Raw genomic sequence first — 17,884 nt, forward strand, 5'->3', positions numbered from 1 at the left:
AGCACACGATGGCCAGCCGCAACGTCGGGCGCCGGCGCGCCGACCACCGGAGCAACCGGCGCCGGAAGCTGGAAATTCCCGGGGGCCACGGCCATGGTCACGGGCATGGTCACGGGCATGGCCACGGGCACGGCCACGGCGACCATGTGGTCGACACGTCGGTGGTGAACGACGATGCGATCGTGGCCCGCCGGGTCCGGATCGTGGTGGCGGCGGTGCTGATCCCGCTCCTCATCGCCGCGGTCGTCGGCATGATCGTCATGTGGCCCAGCGGTGACGTGAAGGTCGCGTCGTACCAGACGCAGACCGCCCGCGGCGAGGTCACGGCGATCAAGCCGTGCCCGGGCGTGAAATCCCAGTGCGACCAGGCAACGGTCAAGCTCACCAGTGGCCCCGACAAGGGCAAGGTGATCCCGGTCGAGGTTCCGCCGGCCAATCAGACGTCGATCCCGGTCAAGGTCGGACAGACGATCATGCTCGGAGTGCAGGATGCGCCGACCGTCGCCGGCCGGTACACCTACGTCGACCACGACCGGACCAACTCGTTGCTGTGGCTGGCCGGGATCTTCGCGGTTGCGGTTGTCGCCCTGTCGCGCTGGCGGGGGTTCGCGGCGCTGATCGCGCTGGCGGTGACGGCGGTCATGCTGACGCAGTTCATCCTCCCGGCGATCCTCCACGGCGAGAACGCGCTGCTGGTCGCCGTCGTCGGCGGCACGGTGATCATGGCGATCGCGTTGTTCCTGACCCACGGGATCAATGCCGAGAGTTCGATCGCATTGTCGGGGACGGTGGCTGCCCTAGGGCTGACGGTCTTGCTCGGTTGGTTCTTCACGAAGTTCTGCCAGTTGAGCGGGTTGGCGTCCGAGGGTGCGTCAGGTGCCAAGTCCTTGGTGCCTGACATCGACCTCACCGGCCTGCTGGTCGCGGGCATGGTGATCGGCGCGCTCGGTGTGCTGGACGACGTCACCGTCACGCAGGCGGCCGCCGTCTGGGAGCTGTCCGCGGCGAACCCGACCGCCAACCGCCGCGAGCTCGTCGCCGCCGGGCTGCGCATCGGTCGCACCCACGTCGCCTCGGTGGTCAACACCCTCGTCCTCGCGTACGCCGGTGCCGCGTTGCCGGTGCTCCTCGTCTTCGCGATCCAGGACCTTCCCGGCCGGGCCGTCCTGTCCCAGGAGTCGGTCGCGATGGAGGTCGTCCGCGGTCTCGTCGGCAGCCTCGGCATCATCGCCGCCGTACCGCTCACCACCGCCCTCGCCGCCATGGCGGTCGCCGACCGCTCCCGCGAACTGGTTGCGGAACCGGAACACATCACCAACTGAAAATCAGCCCTTCCGCCCACGCCCTCAGGCTCCTAGAGTGCTGGTAGGTCACGGAGAGTCCGCCCGCAATTACTTTTGGTGGCCTAACGGGGTGAGGAGCGCTGATGAGATTCCGTCATCGGGATGGTTCGATCGTCCATCTGGGGTACTGCGCGACCGTGCATCCGGCTGGTGAGCTCGACGAGCTGATCGCTGGTCTCGACGACTGCGCCGGCCCAGTGCGCGCGGCACTCGACGTACCTGTGCTCGGGGTCGGACTGTGGTTCCCGCACCGGCTGGCTGACCGGCTGGCGAACTCCCCGGCCTCGCTCAGCAAGCTTCGCCGATCGCTGCACCGCAATCGCCTCGAGGTCGTCACGCTGAACGGCACCCCGCACTCGCAGTTCACAGAGAAGGTTGTCGGCAGCAAGCTGTACTGCCCCGACTGGACCGACCCCGAGCGGCTCCGCTACACGCTCGACCTGGTTGATGTCCTGGCCGAACTGCTGCCCGCGGACGCGTCGTACGGATCGATCTCGACCGTCCCGCTCGCCTGGCGCGTGCCGTGGTCGAAGGCGCGCAACCGCGCCGCGCGTGAGGCCTTCGACCGCGTCGAGCAGCATCTCGCGCGTACCGAGACCCGGACCGGCCGGACGATCCGGCTCGCCGTCGAGACCGAGCCGGGCTGCGTCCTCGAGATGGTCGGTCAGGCCACTGCGTGGCTGGACCGCTACTCCAGTCCGTACGGCGGTACTTCGCGCATCGGACTGGGGTTGGATGCGTGCCATCTGGCCGTGCAGTTCGAGGAACCGGCCGATGTGTTCCAGATGCTGTGGCGGGCTGGAGTCGACGTGGTCAAAGGGTGGTTGTCGGTCGCGCCGACGCTGGTGGACCCGTCTGATGCGGCCGCTCGGTACGTGCTCACCCAGCTCGGCACACCGAAGTACCTGAGGCAGGTGCGCGAGTGGGGCGGGCCAGGAGTGGACGACGTGGCGCAGGCCTACGAGCTGTCAGGCCACGCGGCCTGGCGGATGCACACGCACCTGCCGGCCCACACTGCGCCACCGGACGGGTTGAGCGTGACCACCGGCGTACTGGACGAATGCTTGACCAGACTCGTCGGTGGTGGCCATCCACTGACGCAGCACCTGGAGTCGGAGGTGTACGTGTGGCCGCGTGGTCGACAGTCCTTGGTCAGACGGATCACCAAGGAGCTGACCTGGCTACGCGACCGACTGACTGACCTGGGGCTGGACGAGGTTCACTGAGCTGAGCGTCTTGCCCACTGCGTTCTGCGACCAGATGAAGCGCTGCATTGCTGTCGGTAGCTTCGCCAGCGTTGCAGCGGCGAACGGCATCAGCCGCAGTGCCAGTGGGCTGCCCGGGATGATCGTGCCCATCAGCTTCGGACCGATCCGTCGGCTCTGATCGACCAGCGGGCGGATGATCCGCTCGTAGCTCTTGAGCCCGGACGCCAGATCGCTCCGAGCTGCAGCCAACTCGCGCGCCAAGACGTACGCCGTCATGACGGCCAGACTTGTCCCACCGCCGACTGCCGGTCCCGGGCAGTAGCCCGCATCGCCGACCAGTCCGATTCGCCCTTTGCTCCAGGTGTCCAAAGTGATCTGTGCGATCGAGTCGAAGTAGAAGTCCTCGGCACTCTCCAGGTGCTCCAGCAGCTGCGGCACCCTCCAGCCGTAGTTGCTGAATTCCTTCACCAGCAAGGCCTTCTGCTCGTCCTTGTCGCGGTAGTCGTACCGCAGCTCGTGCGGCGTCCGGAACAGGAACCCGCTGCGCGTCTGGCCGGTCTGGTGCACACCGTAGATGCCGACGAGCTTGTCGACGGACAGATGCGCGAGCGTGTGGTTGCCGACGTCGAAGATGTCCGGCATCGAGAACACGGCGAGGTAGCCGCCGAGCCAGCGGCGCAGCGGTTCCTCGGGGCCGAACGCGAGCCGGCGTACGTTCGAGTGCAGGCCGTCGGCGCCGATGACGAGGTCGAAGCGGCGCTGTGTGCCCGAGTCGAACGTGACGTCCACACCGCTGCCGTCGTCGGACAGGCTCGCGATCGAGTCGCCGAAGATGTACTCCGCGGTGTCGCGCGAGGCGTCGTACAGGATCCTCGTCAGCTCGCCGCGGAGGATCTCGACGTGGCTGCTCGAGATCCCGGCGTACATCCGGCTGAGGTCGACCTCGACCGGGCGCCGGCCGAACCGCTCCATCGTCATCGAGTCGATGCGGGTGCGGGCCGCGTCGATCGCGTCCCAGCAGCCCATCCAGCGGGTCACCTCGGCGGCCGAGCTGAACAGGTCGACGGCGTGACCGCCGAGTCCGTGCCGCAGCTCGGGCGTGCGCTCGACGATCGTCGGCTCGAAACCGTAGCGGTGCAACCAGTGTGCGAGGACCGGACCGGCCACGCTCGCACCCGAGATCAGAACCTTCATCGCAGCCCCCTGACGTTTGCTTACTTAACGGAAGGTAAGCAATACCTCCGGCCGTGTCAATGGCTTACTTACCGGAAGGTCAGTTAATCTTCCGGGTATGCCGAGACAACGGACCGGGGACACCCGCGCGCGGATCCAGCAGGCCGCGCTGGAGCTGTTCGCGGAGCGGGGGCTGCAGCAGACCAGTCTGCGCGACATCGCCGACCGGCTCGGGGTCACCAAGCCGGCGCTGTACTACCACTTCGCATCCCGTGAGGACCTGCTGAACAGCCTGGTCGAGCCGATGATCACCGACTTCGAGGCGTACGCCGCCGCGCAACAGGCCGCCGCGCCGGTCGCACCGCGCGAGCTCCTCGGCTCGTACTTCGACCTGGCTTATCGCCACCGCAAGCTGATCCAGCTCGCGATCCGCGACCTGTCCGTGCTGCACGAGCTCAACCTGGCGGACCGGTTCATCGAGTGGCGCGGGACGCTGGCGACGCTCCTGATCGGCACCGAGCCGTCGCTGTCCGACGTGGTGCGTTGCATGGTTGCGCTGGGTGGTCTGTCCGACTGTGCGGTGATGCTCGACCACGTGCCGGTGGAGGAGCTGCGGGAGGCCTCGGTCGAGGCTGCGTACGACAGCCTCGGCCGGCCTTAGTGTCCTGAGTCAGCCGTTGGCGATCCGCGACACCGCGAACAACAGAATCAGCAGGATCGAGAACAGCCGCAGGAACTTCGGCCCGCCCTTTACCGCCGGCCACGACAGGAACGCCAGCCATCCCAGCAGCAGCGCCAGCAGGACCAAGGCCGGCACTCCGATCACCACCGGAGCGAACACTCCGGCCAGTGCGAGCACCAAGGTGATCCCGGGCAGCGTCAGCTTCGGCGCGGCGTGCAGCCTCGCGACGTACGGGTAGCTGATCTTGGTCAGTCGCTGTCGCATCGAGCTGACCGGCTGACTGCCGCTGGGGGAACTCATTGCACCATTGTTCCAGGCTGTGGGTAGTTGCTACGGGTTGAGTCGGTAGAAGCGCCAGAACGGGTGCTCGATCGGCAGTACGTCGACAGTGCCGTACCCGGCGTGTCCGGCCAGGTGCCGAAGCTGGTCCGGTCGCATGATCGCGCCGACCACGTCGGAGTCCTCGTCGACCAGACCCTGCGGCGTACACCAGATGGTGCTGGCCGCGGCCAGGAACCGCTGCACCTCGTCGCCAGGCGCGGTCAGCACCTCGTCGGCCCGCTCGTCCATGACGATCACCGAGCCGCCCGGCGCCAGCGCGGTCCGGGCTGCAGTCAGCGCCTCCACCGGGTGCGCGAGGTCGTGCAGACACTCGAAGAACGTCACGACGTCGTACTGCGGTCCGCCGGCCGCGACCGCGGTGATGTCGCGGACCTCGAAGTCGACCCGGTGGGCAACGCCCTGCTCGGCCGCGTTGCGACGGGCCCGGCTGATCGAGTCCTCGTCGTTGTCGTACCCGTCCACCTGCACCGCCGGGTACGCCTTGGCCAGTTCGATCGCCGACCAGCCCGCTCCGGTCCCCAGGTCGGCAACCCGCGCACCTGCGGACAGTACGTCGTGCAGTCCTGGCACAGCCGGGACCCACTCGGTCGCCAGCGAGTTGACGTACGCCGGCCGGTTCAGTGCCTCCTGAGCCTGGACCGCCTCCTCGCCGTATGCCGTGTAGGGCACGCCGGCACCGGTGCGGAACGCCTCCACCAGTTGGGGAAACGCCCTGCCGGTCGCGGGCACGATCGCGGCCAGTCCGCCTGCGTAGAACGGACTACTCGGCTCGAGCAACGCCTCGCGTACGCCGGGCGCCAGCTCGAACCGGTCTGTCCAGACGTCGGTGCCGTCGATCGTCAGCAAACCGCTGATCGCCTGTGACTGCAGCCATTCGACCAGATAGCGGTGGTCGAGACCGGTCCGCTCCGCGAGCTCGCTTGCCGTGATCGGACCGTTCGCACCGATCGCCTGGTAGATGCCGTGCCGGTCGCCGAGGTAGATCGTGAACAGCTCGGCCGCACCGAGCGCGGCGCCGAACATCCGTCCGAGCAGGGCCTCAGCGGCCTGCGGGTCTGCCTTGTTGACGTCTGTCGTGGTCATGTTGCCCCTCCTGTTTCGACTGAGTGGAACTGCTTTCACCCAGTGAGGCGCCAGCTGTCGACTGGCAATGCCAGGTGATGTCGTCTTCCGGCTCGTAGACACACTGGCGGCCGGTGTGGATCGAGGCCCGCAGGTGTCGTCCCAGAGCCGGATGGACGCCGTCGATCACCTTCACCGCGGCGCCGATGCGCATCGAGACGGCCTTGCGGCTGCGCTCGACCGGATCGCCTGCCGATCTGGCTCGTCCACCGAGCCCGAGCGCACCGGCCAGCTCCTGTGTCAGGAAGTCCTGCTCGACCCTGAGCTTCTCCGCCCTTGCCAGGTCGTTGCGGTCCTCGGCTTCGGCGAGGTCGCCAGCCAGCTCCCGCAGCCGTTCGCGGTAGGCGGTCCGCGCTTGCTCATCGAGCACGGGTCCGAGGTCGGCCCCATGGACCCGACCCGGACCTGACAGGTCGAGCACGCTCACCGGCGTCCGCGGCCGCGCGAGTAGTAGGGCGAGGTCGCGCACGCCTTTGGAGTCCGGAACGTGCACGGTGACACCGCGCCACGTCACTTCCCACGTCGCGCCGAGACGCCGGAGTACGCCAGTACCTGGGGCGGTGTGGACTGCGCCCAGCTCCGCCAGGGCCTTCTCGGTCTCCATGACGAGGGTCTCGGCACCGGCCGTCCGATGCGCTTCGAGTGCGGCATCCAGCAGCGCCCGTGCCTCAGGCCGTCCCAGTTGCGCAGCCAACCGGCCGAGGAACAGGGACACACTGCCCAGGCAGGCGCCTCCGACTCCGTCGATCACCCACAAACCGGCGTACGGCGTCAGCGCGTCGAAGGTGAGCCGTGCGCACTCGTCGTCGCCGAGTACTCCGGCTGCCGCGCCGAGGAAGGCAACGGACTCCAGCCACTCGGCGTCCTTGGGGATCGCGTCCAGTCCGTCGCGAACACGGCGCCGCACGATGCCGCGGGCCTTGTCGACCGCTCCGGACCGTGCCAGGTAGTACGCGGACGGCCCGTCGATCATCGGGTTGCCGATGAACGGCAGCGTCACGGTCTCGACGTACGACTGCAGCTCCGCGACCACGCCGGTCGTGTTGGCAAGCGCCGCGCCCAGCGCGAACACCATCAGCGGTGCGTTGACGCTATCCGCTTCTTCGCCGAGCCGAGTGGCCTCAGCGATGCAGGACTCGGCCTCCTCGAGCCGTCCGGACATCAGTGCGCGCATGCCGTTCCAGATCGGCACCAGCCAGCTGTACAGCGGAAGCCGGAGCGGCAGGACAGCACGAGCGAACGCGGCAATCTGTACGTCGGCCTCCGTGAACCGGCCCTGTTCGAGCAGAGCCACTACGAGCAATCGCCGCGCCAGGAGCAGCAGCGCCAGGTCGCCGGTGGCGAGCGCCAGCATCCGCTTGGCCGCAGCGACCCGCTCTGCAACGTGGTCCGGCCCGGCGAACACGTCGCACCACACCGCAAGCGCTGCGGCTTCGGCCCGCGCATCGCCGGTCGCCCGGGCCAGTCGCACCGCCTCGTCGGCCAGCTGCCGTGGACCGTCGCCGCGATCGGTGGGTATCCGTCCCAGCGCGACGCGTGCGACAGCGGCAGCCTTCAGTGCGTCGTCCGGCAGCTGCGGTACGACGCTTGCCAGCAGGTCCGTCTGCTCGGTGTCGCTGAGGTCGACCTCGAACCCGCCGACACCGCCACCCATCGCCAGCACTGCCTGCGCGACCGTCGGTGCATCGCCATCTGCCGCCGCTTCCTGGGCGACGGCGCGTAACGTGTCCCGTCCGGCGGCCAGCTCACCGGCCAGGACCTGTGCCTCGCCCAGCTCCAGTCGCACCTGCCGATCGTCGAGATCGGCCCACCGATAGAACCGCACCGCCTGCTCGTATCCGGACTGCCGCTGCGCAGCCCGAGCTGCGCGCAGCGCGAACTCACGCGACCGCCCGGCCGCATCCGGCTGACCGATCGCGTCGCGGTAGTGCGCAGCTACCTGTCCGGGATCAGCGTCTCGCAGCCCCGCGAGCAGCTCGGCCGCCCGGAGGTGCAGCACGGACCTGCGATGCACGCCGAGGCCGGAGTACACCACTTCGCGAACGAGCGAGTGTGCGAAGCGCATACGGGCCCCATCCACCTCGGCAAGCCGTGCCGCTACCGCGTCAGCGAGTACTACGAGGACCTCGGCCGTTGTCGTCCTGTCCAGTGCAGCAAGAACCTCCAGGTCCACGTCCTCCCCGAGAACGGCCGCGGTCGCGAGTACGTCGTACGCAGGCTGGCTCAAGCGGGCGAGCCGACGCTCCAGCACCTGACGTACGCCGGTCGGGGTCTCGGTTGACGTCGTACCGCGGGCGGCGTGCCAGCGGGCCAGCTCCTGGACGAAGAAGGGGTTTCCGCCGGTCCGGTCGTGCACCACATCGGCGTACGCGGTGTCCGTGTCCTCACCAAGCACCTGTGTGACCAGTTGTCCGGTTGCCTCGCGGTCCAGCCCGCCCAGCGGTATCCGCACCCACGACGGTGGCAGGGCGCGCAGCGCCTCGGCGGCCGGCTCCGCGACGTCCACTGCATTGTCCCGGCTGGTGATGACGAGCAGACAGCGGAGCTCTGGGAGCAGACCGATGAAGAAGGGCAGGAGTGCGAGCGCCGGTCCGTCCGCGAGGTGGAGGTCCTCCAGGATGATCACCGCTGGGTGCTGTGCGGTCGCCGCCGCGAGCTGATCGGCCACAGCCGCGAAGACGCTGGTCCGGCCGGTGCCGGGGTCCTCGGGCAGCACGGTCGAGAGGCCGAGCGCGCGGAACGCCTGCCGCCACGGCCAGTACGGCAAGGTCTCCGTCTCCGGGCAGCGGCCCCACGCGACGACGTACCCACGCTCGCGGGCAGTGTCCGCGAAGGCGGCCACCGTGGTCGACTTGCCGATGCCGGCGTCGCCGATCACGAGCGCGCCCTGGCCTCGGCCGCGCTCGACCTCGTCCAGCAGGCCGGCGAGCGTGCCGAGCTCCAGTCGCCGGCCGACGACACGCTCGGGCATACCGACACTGTGCGGCGGCCGGCGCCCAGGGGGAAGTGCTGATCGGCGTCCGTGCGCGTCACGTAAGGTGACTCGGGTGTTCGTGGTGATCAGGTTCCGGGTGGGCGAGGCCGAACAGGCCCGGTTCGCCGAGCGGGTTCAGGTTGCGATCGACGTCTTGTCGCAGCAGAAGGGCTTCGTTTCGGCCCGCGTCGGGCGGAATGTCGATGACCCTGAGTTGCTGGCGCTTGACCTGGAGTTCGTCAACGTCGGCAGTTACCGGCGGGCGCTGTCGCCGTACGACGTGAAGGTGGCCGCGGTGCCGCTGCTGTCGGAGGCGATCGACGAGCCGACGGCGTACGAAGATTTGCCGACCCAGCGCCTCGCTGGCACGGATTCGATGACGGCCACCCAGGACCGATAGCCTGGTCTCTTCCGTAGATTCGTCTGTGCCCGTTCTGGAGTCGAAAAGTGCCCGTGGAAACCGTCGATGCCGTCGTCAGCCTCAGCAAGCGGAGAGGCTTCGTGTATCCCTGCGGCGAGATCTACGGCGGAACCAAGTCGGCCTGGGACTACGGACCCCTCGGTGTCGAGCTGAAGAACAACGTCCGGACCCAGTGGTGGCGGACGATGGTGACCGGTCGGGACGACATCGTCGGGCTGGACTCCTCGGTGATCCTGCCGACCCAGGTCTGGGAGGCGTCCGGCCATCTGGCCGAGTTCGTCGACCCGCTGACCGAGTGCCAGTCCTGCCACAAGCGGTTCCGCGACGACCACCTCCGCGAGGACTTCGCCCGCCGGAAGAACAAGGACGTCGACGAGGTCAAGCTGGCCGAGATCTCCTGCCCGAACTGCGGTAACAAGGGCACGTTCACCGAGCCGCGGATGTTCAACGGCCTGCTCAAGACCTACCTCGGTCCGGTCGAGTCCGAGGAGGGCCTGCACTACCTCCGCCCGGAGACCGCGCAGGGCATCTTCATCAACTTCGCGAACGTGATGGGCACCGCCCGGAAGAAGCCGCCGTTCGGCATCGCCCAGGTCGGCAAGAGCTTCCGCAACGAGATCACGCCCGGCAACTTCATCTTCCGGACCCGCGAGTTCGAGCAGATGGAGATGGAGTTCTTCGTCGAGCCCGGCACCGACGAGGACTGGCACGAGTACTGGCTGAAGGCCCGCTGGGACTGGTACATCGGCCTCGGCCTGAACCCGGACAACATGCGGTTCTACGAGCACCCGAAGGAGAAGCTGAGCCACTACTCCAAGCGCACCGTCGACATCGAGTACCGGTTCAACTTCGGCGGCAAGGAGTTCGACGAGCTCGAGGGCATCGCGAACCGCACCGACTTCGACCTGTCCACGCACTCCAAGCACTCCGGCGTTGACCTGTCGTATTTCGACCAGGAGAAGGGCGAGCGCTGGACGCCGTACGTGATCGAGCCCGCGGCCGGCCTGACCCGCAACGTGCTCGCGTTCCTGCTCGACGCCTACACCGAGGACGAGGCCCCGAACGCGAAGGGCGGTGTCGACAAGCGCACGGTACTGCGTTTCGACCCGCGACTCGCGCCGGTGAAGGCCGCCGTGCTGCCGCTGTCCCGCAATGCCGACCTGTCGCCGAAGGCCCGCGACCTGGCCGCCGAACTGCGCAAGAGCTGGAACGTCGACTTCGACGACGCCGGCGCGATCGGCCGCCGGTACCGCCGGCAGGACGAGATCGGTACGCCGTACTGCATCACCGTCGACTTCGACACGCTCGAGGACCAGGCCGTGACGATCCGGGAGCGCGACTCGATGAAGCAGGAGCGGGTCGCGTTGACCGAGGTCACCGGCTATCTCGCCCAGCACCTGGTGGGTTGCTGACGATGAAGCTGTCGCGGGACCGGGTTCGCTTCGGGCTGGCCGTCTTCGGATTGTCGGCGCTGGCTGTCTTCTTGTTGTCTGCTTGCTCGGACGACCAGCCTTCGGCCGGGACCTCGCCGTCCGCGTCCAGCTCGTCATCCTCGAGCGCGCCGTCGTCGAGTGCCCCGATCCCGACCGCTTCCACGCCGGCGCTGACCCCGCTACCGACGCCGTCGAAGCCGTGGCCGACGCCGAAGGTGACCGGCGAGCCGGCCGGGGATGCGCCGCTGGCCGAGCGGATCTCCTTCGCGATCTCCAAGCAGGCGCAGATCGCGGCCGGCAAGGCAGCCACCACGACGGTGAAATGCCCCGGCATCGACAAGGTCGAGACCGCCGGCCAGCACGAGCTCACCTGCACCGTGACGTACGCCGGGAAGTCGTACACCGGCACGTTGACGGTCGACGCGAAGCAGTACTCCGCGTCGTACAAGTTCACCTCTCCCTCGGTCGCGATCGTTCGCGCCAAGGTTGTCGACGCCGTGCAGCGGTCGGTCACCGACGCGGCGAAGGTGACCTGCACGATGGATGATGTCGCCGTGGTCAAGACCGGCGACGCGGGGATCGCGTGCGACGTGACGACGACCGCGAACGCCGTACAGCCTTATAAAGCACAGGTTTCCGGCAACGGACAGGTGCTGGTGGCGAAGGCCTGATGTTGAAGCTCGGCAATCTCACGATCGAGACGCCCGTGGTGCTGGCGCCGATGGCCGGCATCACCAACGCGGCGTACCGACGACTCTGCGCGGAGCAGGGCGCCGGCCTGTACGTCTGCGAGATGATCACCTCGCGCGGCATCGTCGAGGGCGATCAGAAGTCGCTCGACATGCTCACCTTCGACGCCCGCGAGACGGTGCGGTCGGTGCAGCTGTACGGCGTGGACCCTGTCTTCATCGGTCGGGCGGTGCAGATCCTTTGTGACTCCTACGGGGTCGCGCACATCGACCTGAACTTCGGATGCCCCGTCCCGAAGGTGACGCGCAAGGGCGGCGGCGCTGCGCTGCCGTGGAAGCGGAATCTGCTCGGCGCGATTCTCCGCTCCGCGGTGCACGCGGCAACGCCGTACGGCGTACCCGTGACGATGAAGACGCGGATCGGGATCGACTCGTCCCACCAGACGTACCTGGATGCCGGTCGGATCGCGGAGGAGTCCGGAGCTGCCGCGATCGGGCTGCACGGGCGAACCGCGGCGCAGGCGTACTCCGGCCAGGCGGACTGGTCGACGATCGCCGAGCTGGTCGAGCATGTGTCGATTCCCGTGCTGGGGAACGGCGACATCTGGGAGGCCGGCGACGCGCTGCGGATGGTGGCCGAGACCGGGTGCGCTGGGGTGATCGTCGGGCGCGGATGTCTGGGACGTCCGTGGTTGTTCCGCGATCTCGCTGTCGCGTTCGGCGGCGGCGAGGCGCTCAACCTGCCGACTCTCGGCGAAGTAGCCACCGTCATGCGCCGCCACGGCGAACTCCTCGCCGACCTGATGGGAGAGCAGCGCGGCCTGCGCGACTTCCGCAAGCACGTCCCCTGGTACCTCAAGGGCTTCCCGGCCGGCGGTGAACTGCGCGCCGCTCTGGGCATGGTCGACACGCTCGCCCACCTGGACGAGCTGCTGTCGCAGCTGGACCCGACGGTCCCGTTCCCGGTCGCCGAGCTGGGCGCGCCTCGCGGTCGCCAGGGCAGTCCCCGCGACCACATCGTCCTCCCACACGGCTGGCTGGACGACACCGACGGCTTGAGCACTGACCTGGCCGACGCCGAAATCGGCGTCTCCGGCGGCTGACGCAGCCGGGCGGTTGGACTACCTGCGCGGGTCAGGCCGCCGGTGTGCTGCAACGACCTGTTCGACCACGGCTACGAAGGCGTCCCTGGCGGTGTGTTCGGAGCCCGCCAGCCAGGCCAGCGCGGACGACGAGGGTGGCAGGTCCCGAACCGGCACGATCGCGATGCCCGGGTGACGGAAGTGCTCTGCGAACGGGGCCACGGTCGGGTGGATCAGGCGCCCTCGAGCGATGAGTAGGAGCAGCTCGGAGATGTCGTTGACCTCGGCATCGAAGGGGACGATCGGGCGACCGCTGGGGGTGTGGCTCGGACAGCTGGCCTCAGCCAGCTCGGGTACGTCGGCCGGCCTCCGCACCGGGTAGTCCGCGAAGTCTTCGACCGAGACCTGGTCCCTACCGGCGAGTGGATGGTCGATGGCCACCATGACCACCCGGGCGTCGTCCTCGGAGAGCAGAGGTCCGATCACGATGTCGGATTGGGCGAGCGGCAGTCGGGTCACCGACAGGTCGACCTCGCGTCTGCGGAGCGGCCCGAGCCGGTCGTTCAGCGGGGTTGCGACCAATCGCACGGCGGCGCCTTCGTGGGCCGCCTCGAACACCTTGACCGCCTCGTTCAGGACGGTCGTCCCGGATGCGGCGTTGAGGACACCCAGGCGGACCACCCCGAGACCGGCTGCCCGCGTCCGGGCGCGCGTCAGCGTGTTGTCCAAGCCGGTCACGACGGGGCCGAGTTCGTCGTAGAGAGCGTGGCCGGCCGTCGTCAGCGTGACCACGCGGCTCGTGCGGTCGAACAACCGTAGTCCGCCGAGCTTGCGCTCCAAGGCGCGCAGCGTCTGGCTGGCTCGCGACGTCGTCAGTCCGAGTCGTTCAGCGGCGCGGCCGAAGTGCAGCTCCTCGGCCAGCGCGAGGAACAGCCGGAGTTCACGCAGCTCGATATCGGCCATCGCGTAGCCACGCTACACGGTCGATGCCCGAAACCGGCCTTGATGCCCGCTCCGGCGGCTGCGACTGTCGAGGCAGGAACAGAGGCGGGAACAATGGAAGCGAGACGAGAGGCAGCCATGCGAAATGTCGTGCTGTACATGTCAATGTCCCTGGACGGGTACGTCGGCAGCGACCGCGAGCATCCAGGAGTCGCCATCCCCGAATCCGCTGAGCTGAAGCAGTGGAAGCTGGACCGGATCAGCAAGGCCGGTGCCCACCTCATGGGTCGCGTCTCGTACCAGGAGATGGCGTCGTTCTGGCCTCACTCCGATGACGCGTACGCGGCGCCGATGAACGACATACCGAAGGTCGTGTTCTCGAAGACCCTCAGCGACGCCGAGGCCACCTGGCCCGAGACCCGGGTCGCGCGCGGCGATCTCGCGACCGAGATCGCCGGCATCAAGGCCGAGCCCGGCGCGGACGTGGTCGTCTGGGGCGGTCACCGATTGGCCGGCGCTCTGGCCGCCGCGGATCTGATCGACGAGTACCGCCTCCTGGTCCAGCCGCTGGTCCTGGGCCGCGGGCAGACGCTGTTCGACCAGCTTCCGGAGTCGCGGCACCTGGACCTCGTCGAGTCGAAGCCGTTCTCCAACGGAGTTGTCGTGCAGGTCTACCAACCTCAGCGCAACTGAGGGGGCGAACAGGATGCAGCACCAGCGGAGGCAATCAGGCGACGCGGTGATCGCGGGGCTCACGGTCGGAGTGCTGACGCCACATACGGCGCCAGGACCCGAAGTCGAGATCCCCGAAATGACGTCGGAAACTCTCGACGTGGTCGTCGCACGCATAACCAGACCAGCTGACGCCACCGTGGCCGTTCCGAAGCCTGGTTCCGCGGCCGAGCACCTTCGCATGCTGGCCTCACCATCGGCGATGCACTCGGCCGTCGCCTCACTCCGTGAGGCATCGGTCGACGTCACCGCCTACGCCTCAACCACGGCCGGATACGCGATCGGCCCCGTGGCAGAAGTCGCCATGATCAGACACCTCCGTCAGTTGGCCGGAGTCCCGGTGGTGACAAGTGGACTCGCCGCCACGCAGGCGTTGAAGGCCTTCGGCGTACGCCGGGTCGCCCTGATCCATCCACCGTGGTTCGATGCGGAGCTGGGAGACCTCGGCGCGACGTACTTCCGCGAACAAGGATTTGACGTGGTCGCCTTGACCGCGACGTCGTTGTCCGAGCGGCCGGACCGGGTGCGTCCGGAGCAAGTGATCGACTATGTCAGCGCAAACGTCGACGCCTCGACCGAGGCGGTGTTCATCGCCGGCAACGGCTTTCGCGCGGCATCGACGATCGACGAGCTCGAACGCCGTACCGGGAAGTTGGTGCTCGAGGCAAACCAAGTACTGCTCTGGTCGATCCTCGCCGCGACCGGGTCGAAGCTCCGCGTTGGCGGTTACGGGAGGCTGTTCGCGCGAGGTTGAGGTGTCGACTCGCGGGCGTGGGTGGCTGCGTGGTCGACGTCGCTGTGGGTCAGGGCCAGGTAGGCGACGAGCACCGCGAAGAGCAGCAGGCCGATCAGGGTGACCGGGCCGATGCCCCAGCCGACGCCGCCGTCGTGGGTGTCTTTGCCGAGCCAGTCGGCAACCGAGGCGCCGAGCGGGCGGGTCAGCACGTACGACGACCAGAACGCGACGGTGACGTTGAGCCCGAGCTTCCACAGACCGAGGGGTACGACGATGAGTACCGCGAAGAGCAGGATCGACCAGGTGAAGCCGAGGCCGAAGTCGATGGCGGTGGCGTCGCCGACGGCGGTGCCGAGGCCGAAGGTCAGCAGAACGACACCCCAGTAGAACCGCTCGCGCCGGGCGGTGGTGATCGAGTGCACCGAGATCGTGCCCTCACTGCGCTGCCACCACGTCAGTAGGCCGCACAGCAGCGCGAGGTAGACGATCGAGTCGAACCAGTACGGCGTACCGAGCGCGACATGTGGTCCGTCGGCGATCATCGTGCCGAAGAGCGCGACGCCGAGGACGGTGATCCAGTAGCGGACCGGGTGGTAGGTGCTGGACTTCAGTTGCAGGTAGAGGGCGGTGCCGAAGCCGCCGACGCCAATGACAGCGGCCAGCGGGATGCTGATGGTGCCGAGGTAGTCGGAGGCGGTCTCGCCGATCCCGGTGGTCAGCAGCTTGACCACCCAGAACATGAGGAAGACCGCCGGGACCTTCGGGGCAGTGAACACGCGAGTTTGCATGGTCCCGAAGGCTACGGCCGACAAGCTGAGAGACACCTGATTGCCGCCGCACCCTCCAGGACGGCGGGCCTCTCAGCGGGCGTTGGTGGTGCGCCAGGTGATGTAGTCGGCGACGGCTTCGGGGAACGTGAAGCTGGGGGTGAAGCCGGTCTCCTCGGTCAGGCGCGTGATGTCGAGGTGCGGGCTGGTCTCGCCGCCGGGCTCGACGGCCAGCTGGCCGGCCGCTTCGCCGTACACGAAGGGCTTTCCGCTGGAGACGTTGTAGGCGGTGTGGTTGAGCGTGCCCGCGCTGACCAGGGAGGCGATCGCGCGGCCCATGTCCGGCGCGTAGCACCAGTCGCCGCCTGCGTCGGCTGGCAGGGGAGTGGGCGTTTCGCCCCGGAGTACGGCGCTCACGTACGGCGGGATCGGGCTGAAGATCGACTCCGGGTCCATCAGCGGACCCCAGGTCGAGCCGATCCGGAGCACGATCGGCTGGACTCCGGTTCCGGCGAGGCTGTGCGTCGTCAGGGGTTCGACGGCCTTCTTGAAGGCGATGATCAGATGCGGGAGGTCGGCGGTCGGGAGCGCCATCCCTTCGTGCCAAGGGCTTTTGTCCTGCCCGATGTACACCCCAATGCTGCTGGCAACGGCGAACCGCCGTACGTCCCACGCCCGTGCCGCATCCAGCGCGTTGAACAACGCCGCGGTGTCGTGGCGGAAGTACGCGATCGGGTCGTCGGACGGGATCGAGCCGGCCAGGTGCACGATGTCGCTGATGTCGTAGCGCTCCCCGAGCGCGAGGAACGCGTCCCGGTCGGTGACGTCGAGCTGCTCGACGACGACTTTGCCGTCGAGGAACGACGGGGCATCGGTACGCCGGTGTGACGTGACGACGACCTCGTGCCCGAGGTCGAGCAGGGCGCGGGCGGTGTGGGCGCCGATCATGCCGAGCCCACCGGTGACAAGAATCATGGCCGCGACGCTAGACCGGTATCCCGCCCCACGGCTTGAACGAATCACGCACGATGCCTCGACCTGACCGGTCACCGTCGGCGGTCTGTGCCGCCATGTCAAAGTTCATCGCATGAGCACTCCTCTCGGCGTCCGCCCGGTCATCAACGCCAACGCCACCGTCACGGTTCTCGGCGGCTCGCTGATGCCGCCGCCAGTCGTCCAGGCGATGGCCGACGCCGCCACGCGTTTCGTCGACCTGCCCGAGCTACACCTTCGCGTCGATGGACGCCTCGCAGAGCTGACCCACAACGAGGCCGCCTACGTGACCTCGGGTGCGGCGGCCGCCATCACGCTCTCGATCGCGTCGTGCATCACTGCTGATTCGCAGGCGTTCCCGATGCCGGCCGAGATCGTCATGTTCGCGAGTCAACGCAACGGTTACGACTACTCGGCTCGCTTCCTCGGCGCCACCGTGCACGAGATCGGCCCGTCCGTCGAGGAACTGCGGGCAGCTCTCATACGCCGGCCGGCCTGCGTGCTCTGGATGGCCGGCGCCCACTACGCGGCTGACGCTCTCCCGATCGAGGAGGTGGTCCGAGTCGTCCGAGAATCGGAGGCCCGCGCCGACTCCGAGGTGAGTCCGGGCAGTGCCCGTGCTGCCACGGCTCGCGGGGTGCCGGTGTTGGTGGATGCTGCTGCTCAGATTCCGCCCGTCTCGTCGTTGTGGCGGTTCACGCGGGATATCGGCGCTGATGCGGTCATCGTGAGCGGCGGGAAGGGTCTGCGTGGGCCGCAAGCGAGTGGGCTCGTGCTGGGGAAGAGGTGGTTGATCGACCGGATCCGTGCGCACTCGTCGCCCAACCACGAGATCGGCCGCGGCATGAAAGTCGGGAAGGAGGAGCTCCTCGGGCTGCTCGCCGCGGTCGAGTGGACCCTTCAACAGGACGAGGAGGAACTCTTGGCTTCCTACGAGCGGATTGTTGACCAGTGGATCGAGGGCCTGCGGGAAATCCCCGGTGTGGTCGTCGAGCGCGGGTACCCGAGCGAGGCCGGCCAACCCCACAGCCGCGCCGTACTCCGCCTCCCCGGAACCCGCGACGAGGTGATCAAGCAACTGTGGGACAGCAACCCCCGAATCGCAGTCGGAACCTTCGGCCTCCCCGACGACGCCATCGCCCTCAACCCCCAAACCCTCCAACCCGGCGAACCCGAACTAGTCCTCCAAGCCCTCCACACCATCCTCACCCCGCACTAACCCGCTGGTGAGTGGGGTTCTCGGGG

17 protein-coding genes are annotated in these 17,884 nt (G+C 68.1%); 10 read left to right on the forward strand and 7 right to left on the reverse strand.

The window, feature by feature from the left end; all coding sequences use genetic code 11:
- Window positions 1-8 precede the first annotated feature (8 nt).
- Together EV653_RS02225 and eboE are read left to right on the forward strand one after the other, a co-directional pair.
- Complete coding sequence (locus tag EV653_RS02225; protein WP_134097447.1) at window positions 9-1,322, forward strand: YibE/F family protein; 1,314 nt, start codon at window positions 9-11, stop codon at window positions 1,320-1,322.
- A 104-nt stretch (window positions 1,323-1,426) separates the two neighbouring features.
- Window positions 1,427-2,569 carry a metabolite traffic protein EboE gene (gene eboE / locus EV653_RS02230; protein WP_134097449.1) on the forward strand — a complete coding sequence of 381 codons (1,143 nt, stop codon included), beginning with the start codon at window positions 1,427-1,429 and terminating at the stop codon, window positions 2,567-2,569.
- Here eboE and EV653_RS02235 read toward each other — a convergent pair.
- Window positions 2,525-3,745: an FAD-dependent monooxygenase gene (locus EV653_RS02235; protein ID WP_134097451.1), complete on the reverse strand. Its 1,221-nt coding sequence runs from the start codon at window positions 3,743-3,745 to the stop codon at window positions 2,525-2,527. The genes eboE and EV653_RS02235 overlap by 45 nt on opposite strands.
- Window positions 3,746-3,842: 97 nt before the next feature.
- On the opposite strand from EV653_RS02235, the gene EV653_RS02240 reads away from it, so the two are divergent.
- Window positions 3,843-4,385, forward strand: coding sequence for a TetR/AcrR family transcriptional regulator (locus EV653_RS02240; RefSeq protein ID WP_134097453.1), 543 nt, complete (start codon window positions 3,843-3,845; stop codon window positions 4,383-4,385).
- A gap of 9 nt (window positions 4,386-4,394) precedes the next feature.
- Here EV653_RS02240 and EV653_RS02245 read toward each other — a convergent pair whose 3' ends face one another.
- From EV653_RS02245 to EV653_RS02255, 3 genes are read right to left on the reverse strand one after another with little or no spacing between them, the layout of a single operon-like run.
- Entirely contained in the window at window positions 4,395-4,706 is a 312-nt protein-coding gene (locus EV653_RS02245; protein WP_134097455.1) for a DUF6703 family protein, read from the reverse strand.
- 30 nt (window positions 4,707-4,736) lie between these two features.
- Window positions 4,737-5,831 carry a class I SAM-dependent methyltransferase gene (locus EV653_RS02250; RefSeq protein ID WP_134097457.1) on the reverse strand — a complete coding sequence of 365 codons (1,095 nt, stop codon included), beginning with the start codon at window positions 5,829-5,831 and terminating at the stop codon, window positions 4,737-4,739.
- Window positions 5,788-8,841: an ATP-binding protein gene (locus EV653_RS02255; RefSeq protein ID WP_134097458.1), complete on the reverse strand. Its 3,054-nt coding sequence runs from the start codon at window positions 8,839-8,841 to the stop codon at window positions 5,788-5,790. The genes EV653_RS02250 and EV653_RS02255 overlap by 44 nt, the downstream gene beginning before the upstream one ends.
- A 76-nt stretch (window positions 8,842-8,917) precedes the next feature.
- Between EV653_RS02255 and EV653_RS41535 the strand changes: the two genes are divergently transcribed.
- The 4 genes from EV653_RS41535 to dusB are packed head-to-tail and all read left to right on the forward strand — an operon-like array spanning window position 8,918 to window position 12,490.
- Window positions 8,918-9,244 carry an antibiotic biosynthesis monooxygenase family protein gene (locus tag EV653_RS41535; RefSeq protein ID WP_202871458.1) on the forward strand — a complete coding sequence of 109 codons (327 nt, stop codon included), beginning with the start codon at window positions 8,918-8,920 and terminating at the stop codon, window positions 9,242-9,244.
- Window positions 9,245-9,291: 47 nt separating this feature from the next.
- Entirely contained in the window at window positions 9,292-10,677 is a 1,386-nt protein-coding gene (locus EV653_RS02265) for a glycine--tRNA ligase (protein ID WP_134097462.1), read from the forward strand.
- Window positions 10,678-10,679: 2 nt separating this feature from the next.
- On the forward strand, window positions 10,680-11,369 hold the full coding sequence (locus EV653_RS02270) for a hypothetical protein (protein ID WP_238159513.1): 690 nt from the start codon (window positions 10,680-10,682) through the stop codon (window positions 11,367-11,369).
- Window positions 11,369-12,490 (forward strand): tRNA dihydrouridine synthase DusB, encoded by a 1,122-nt coding sequence (dusB, locus tag EV653_RS02275; protein WP_134097464.1) that lies wholly within the window; start codon window positions 11,369-11,371, stop codon window positions 12,488-12,490. The genes EV653_RS02270 and dusB overlap by 1 nt, the downstream gene beginning before the upstream one ends.
- 18 nt (window positions 12,491-12,508) lie before the next feature.
- Here the strand turns inward: dusB and EV653_RS02280 are convergent, their stop codons facing one another.
- Window positions 12,509-13,432: a LysR family transcriptional regulator gene (locus EV653_RS02280; protein WP_134097466.1), complete on the reverse strand. Its 924-nt coding sequence runs from the start codon at window positions 13,430-13,432 to the stop codon at window positions 12,509-12,511.
- Window positions 13,433-13,549: 117 nt separating this feature from the next.
- Here EV653_RS02280 and EV653_RS02285 point away from each other — a divergent pair, with 117 nt between their 5' ends.
- Both EV653_RS02285 and EV653_RS02290 read left to right on the forward strand, forming a co-directional pair.
- Entirely contained in the window at window positions 13,550-14,104 is a 555-nt protein-coding gene (locus EV653_RS02285) for a dihydrofolate reductase family protein (protein ID WP_134097468.1), read from the forward strand.
- 118 nt (window positions 14,105-14,222) lie between these two features.
- A complete protein-coding gene (locus EV653_RS02290) occupies window positions 14,223-14,897 on the forward strand; it encodes a maleate cis-trans isomerase family protein (RefSeq protein ID WP_134097470.1) in 675 nt (224 codons plus the stop codon).
- Here the strand turns inward: EV653_RS02290 and EV653_RS02295 are convergent.
- Both EV653_RS02295 and EV653_RS02300 read right to left on the reverse strand, forming a co-directional pair.
- Window positions 14,870-15,667 carry a COG4705 family protein gene (locus EV653_RS02295; protein ID WP_134097472.1) on the reverse strand — a complete coding sequence of 266 codons (798 nt, stop codon included), beginning with the start codon at window positions 15,665-15,667 and terminating at the stop codon, window positions 14,870-14,872. The genes EV653_RS02290 and EV653_RS02295 overlap by 28 nt on opposite strands.
- A 72-nt stretch (window positions 15,668-15,739) precedes the next feature.
- Window positions 15,740-16,621, reverse strand: a complete 882-nt coding sequence (locus EV653_RS02300; protein WP_134097474.1) for an NAD-dependent epimerase/dehydratase family protein — start codon at window positions 16,619-16,621, stop codon at window positions 15,740-15,742.
- Window positions 16,622-16,733: 112 nt separating this feature from the next.
- On the opposite strand from EV653_RS02300, the gene EV653_RS02305 reads away from it, so the two are divergent.
- Entirely contained in the window at window positions 16,734-17,858 is a 1,125-nt protein-coding gene (locus EV653_RS02305) for a hypothetical protein (protein WP_134097476.1), read from the forward strand.
- Window positions 17,859-17,884 lie beyond the last annotated feature (26 nt).

The sequence above is a fragment of the Kribbella pratensis genome, assembly GCF_004365355.1.
GTDB lineage: Bacteria > Actinomycetota > Actinomycetes > Propionibacteriales > Kribbellaceae > Kribbella.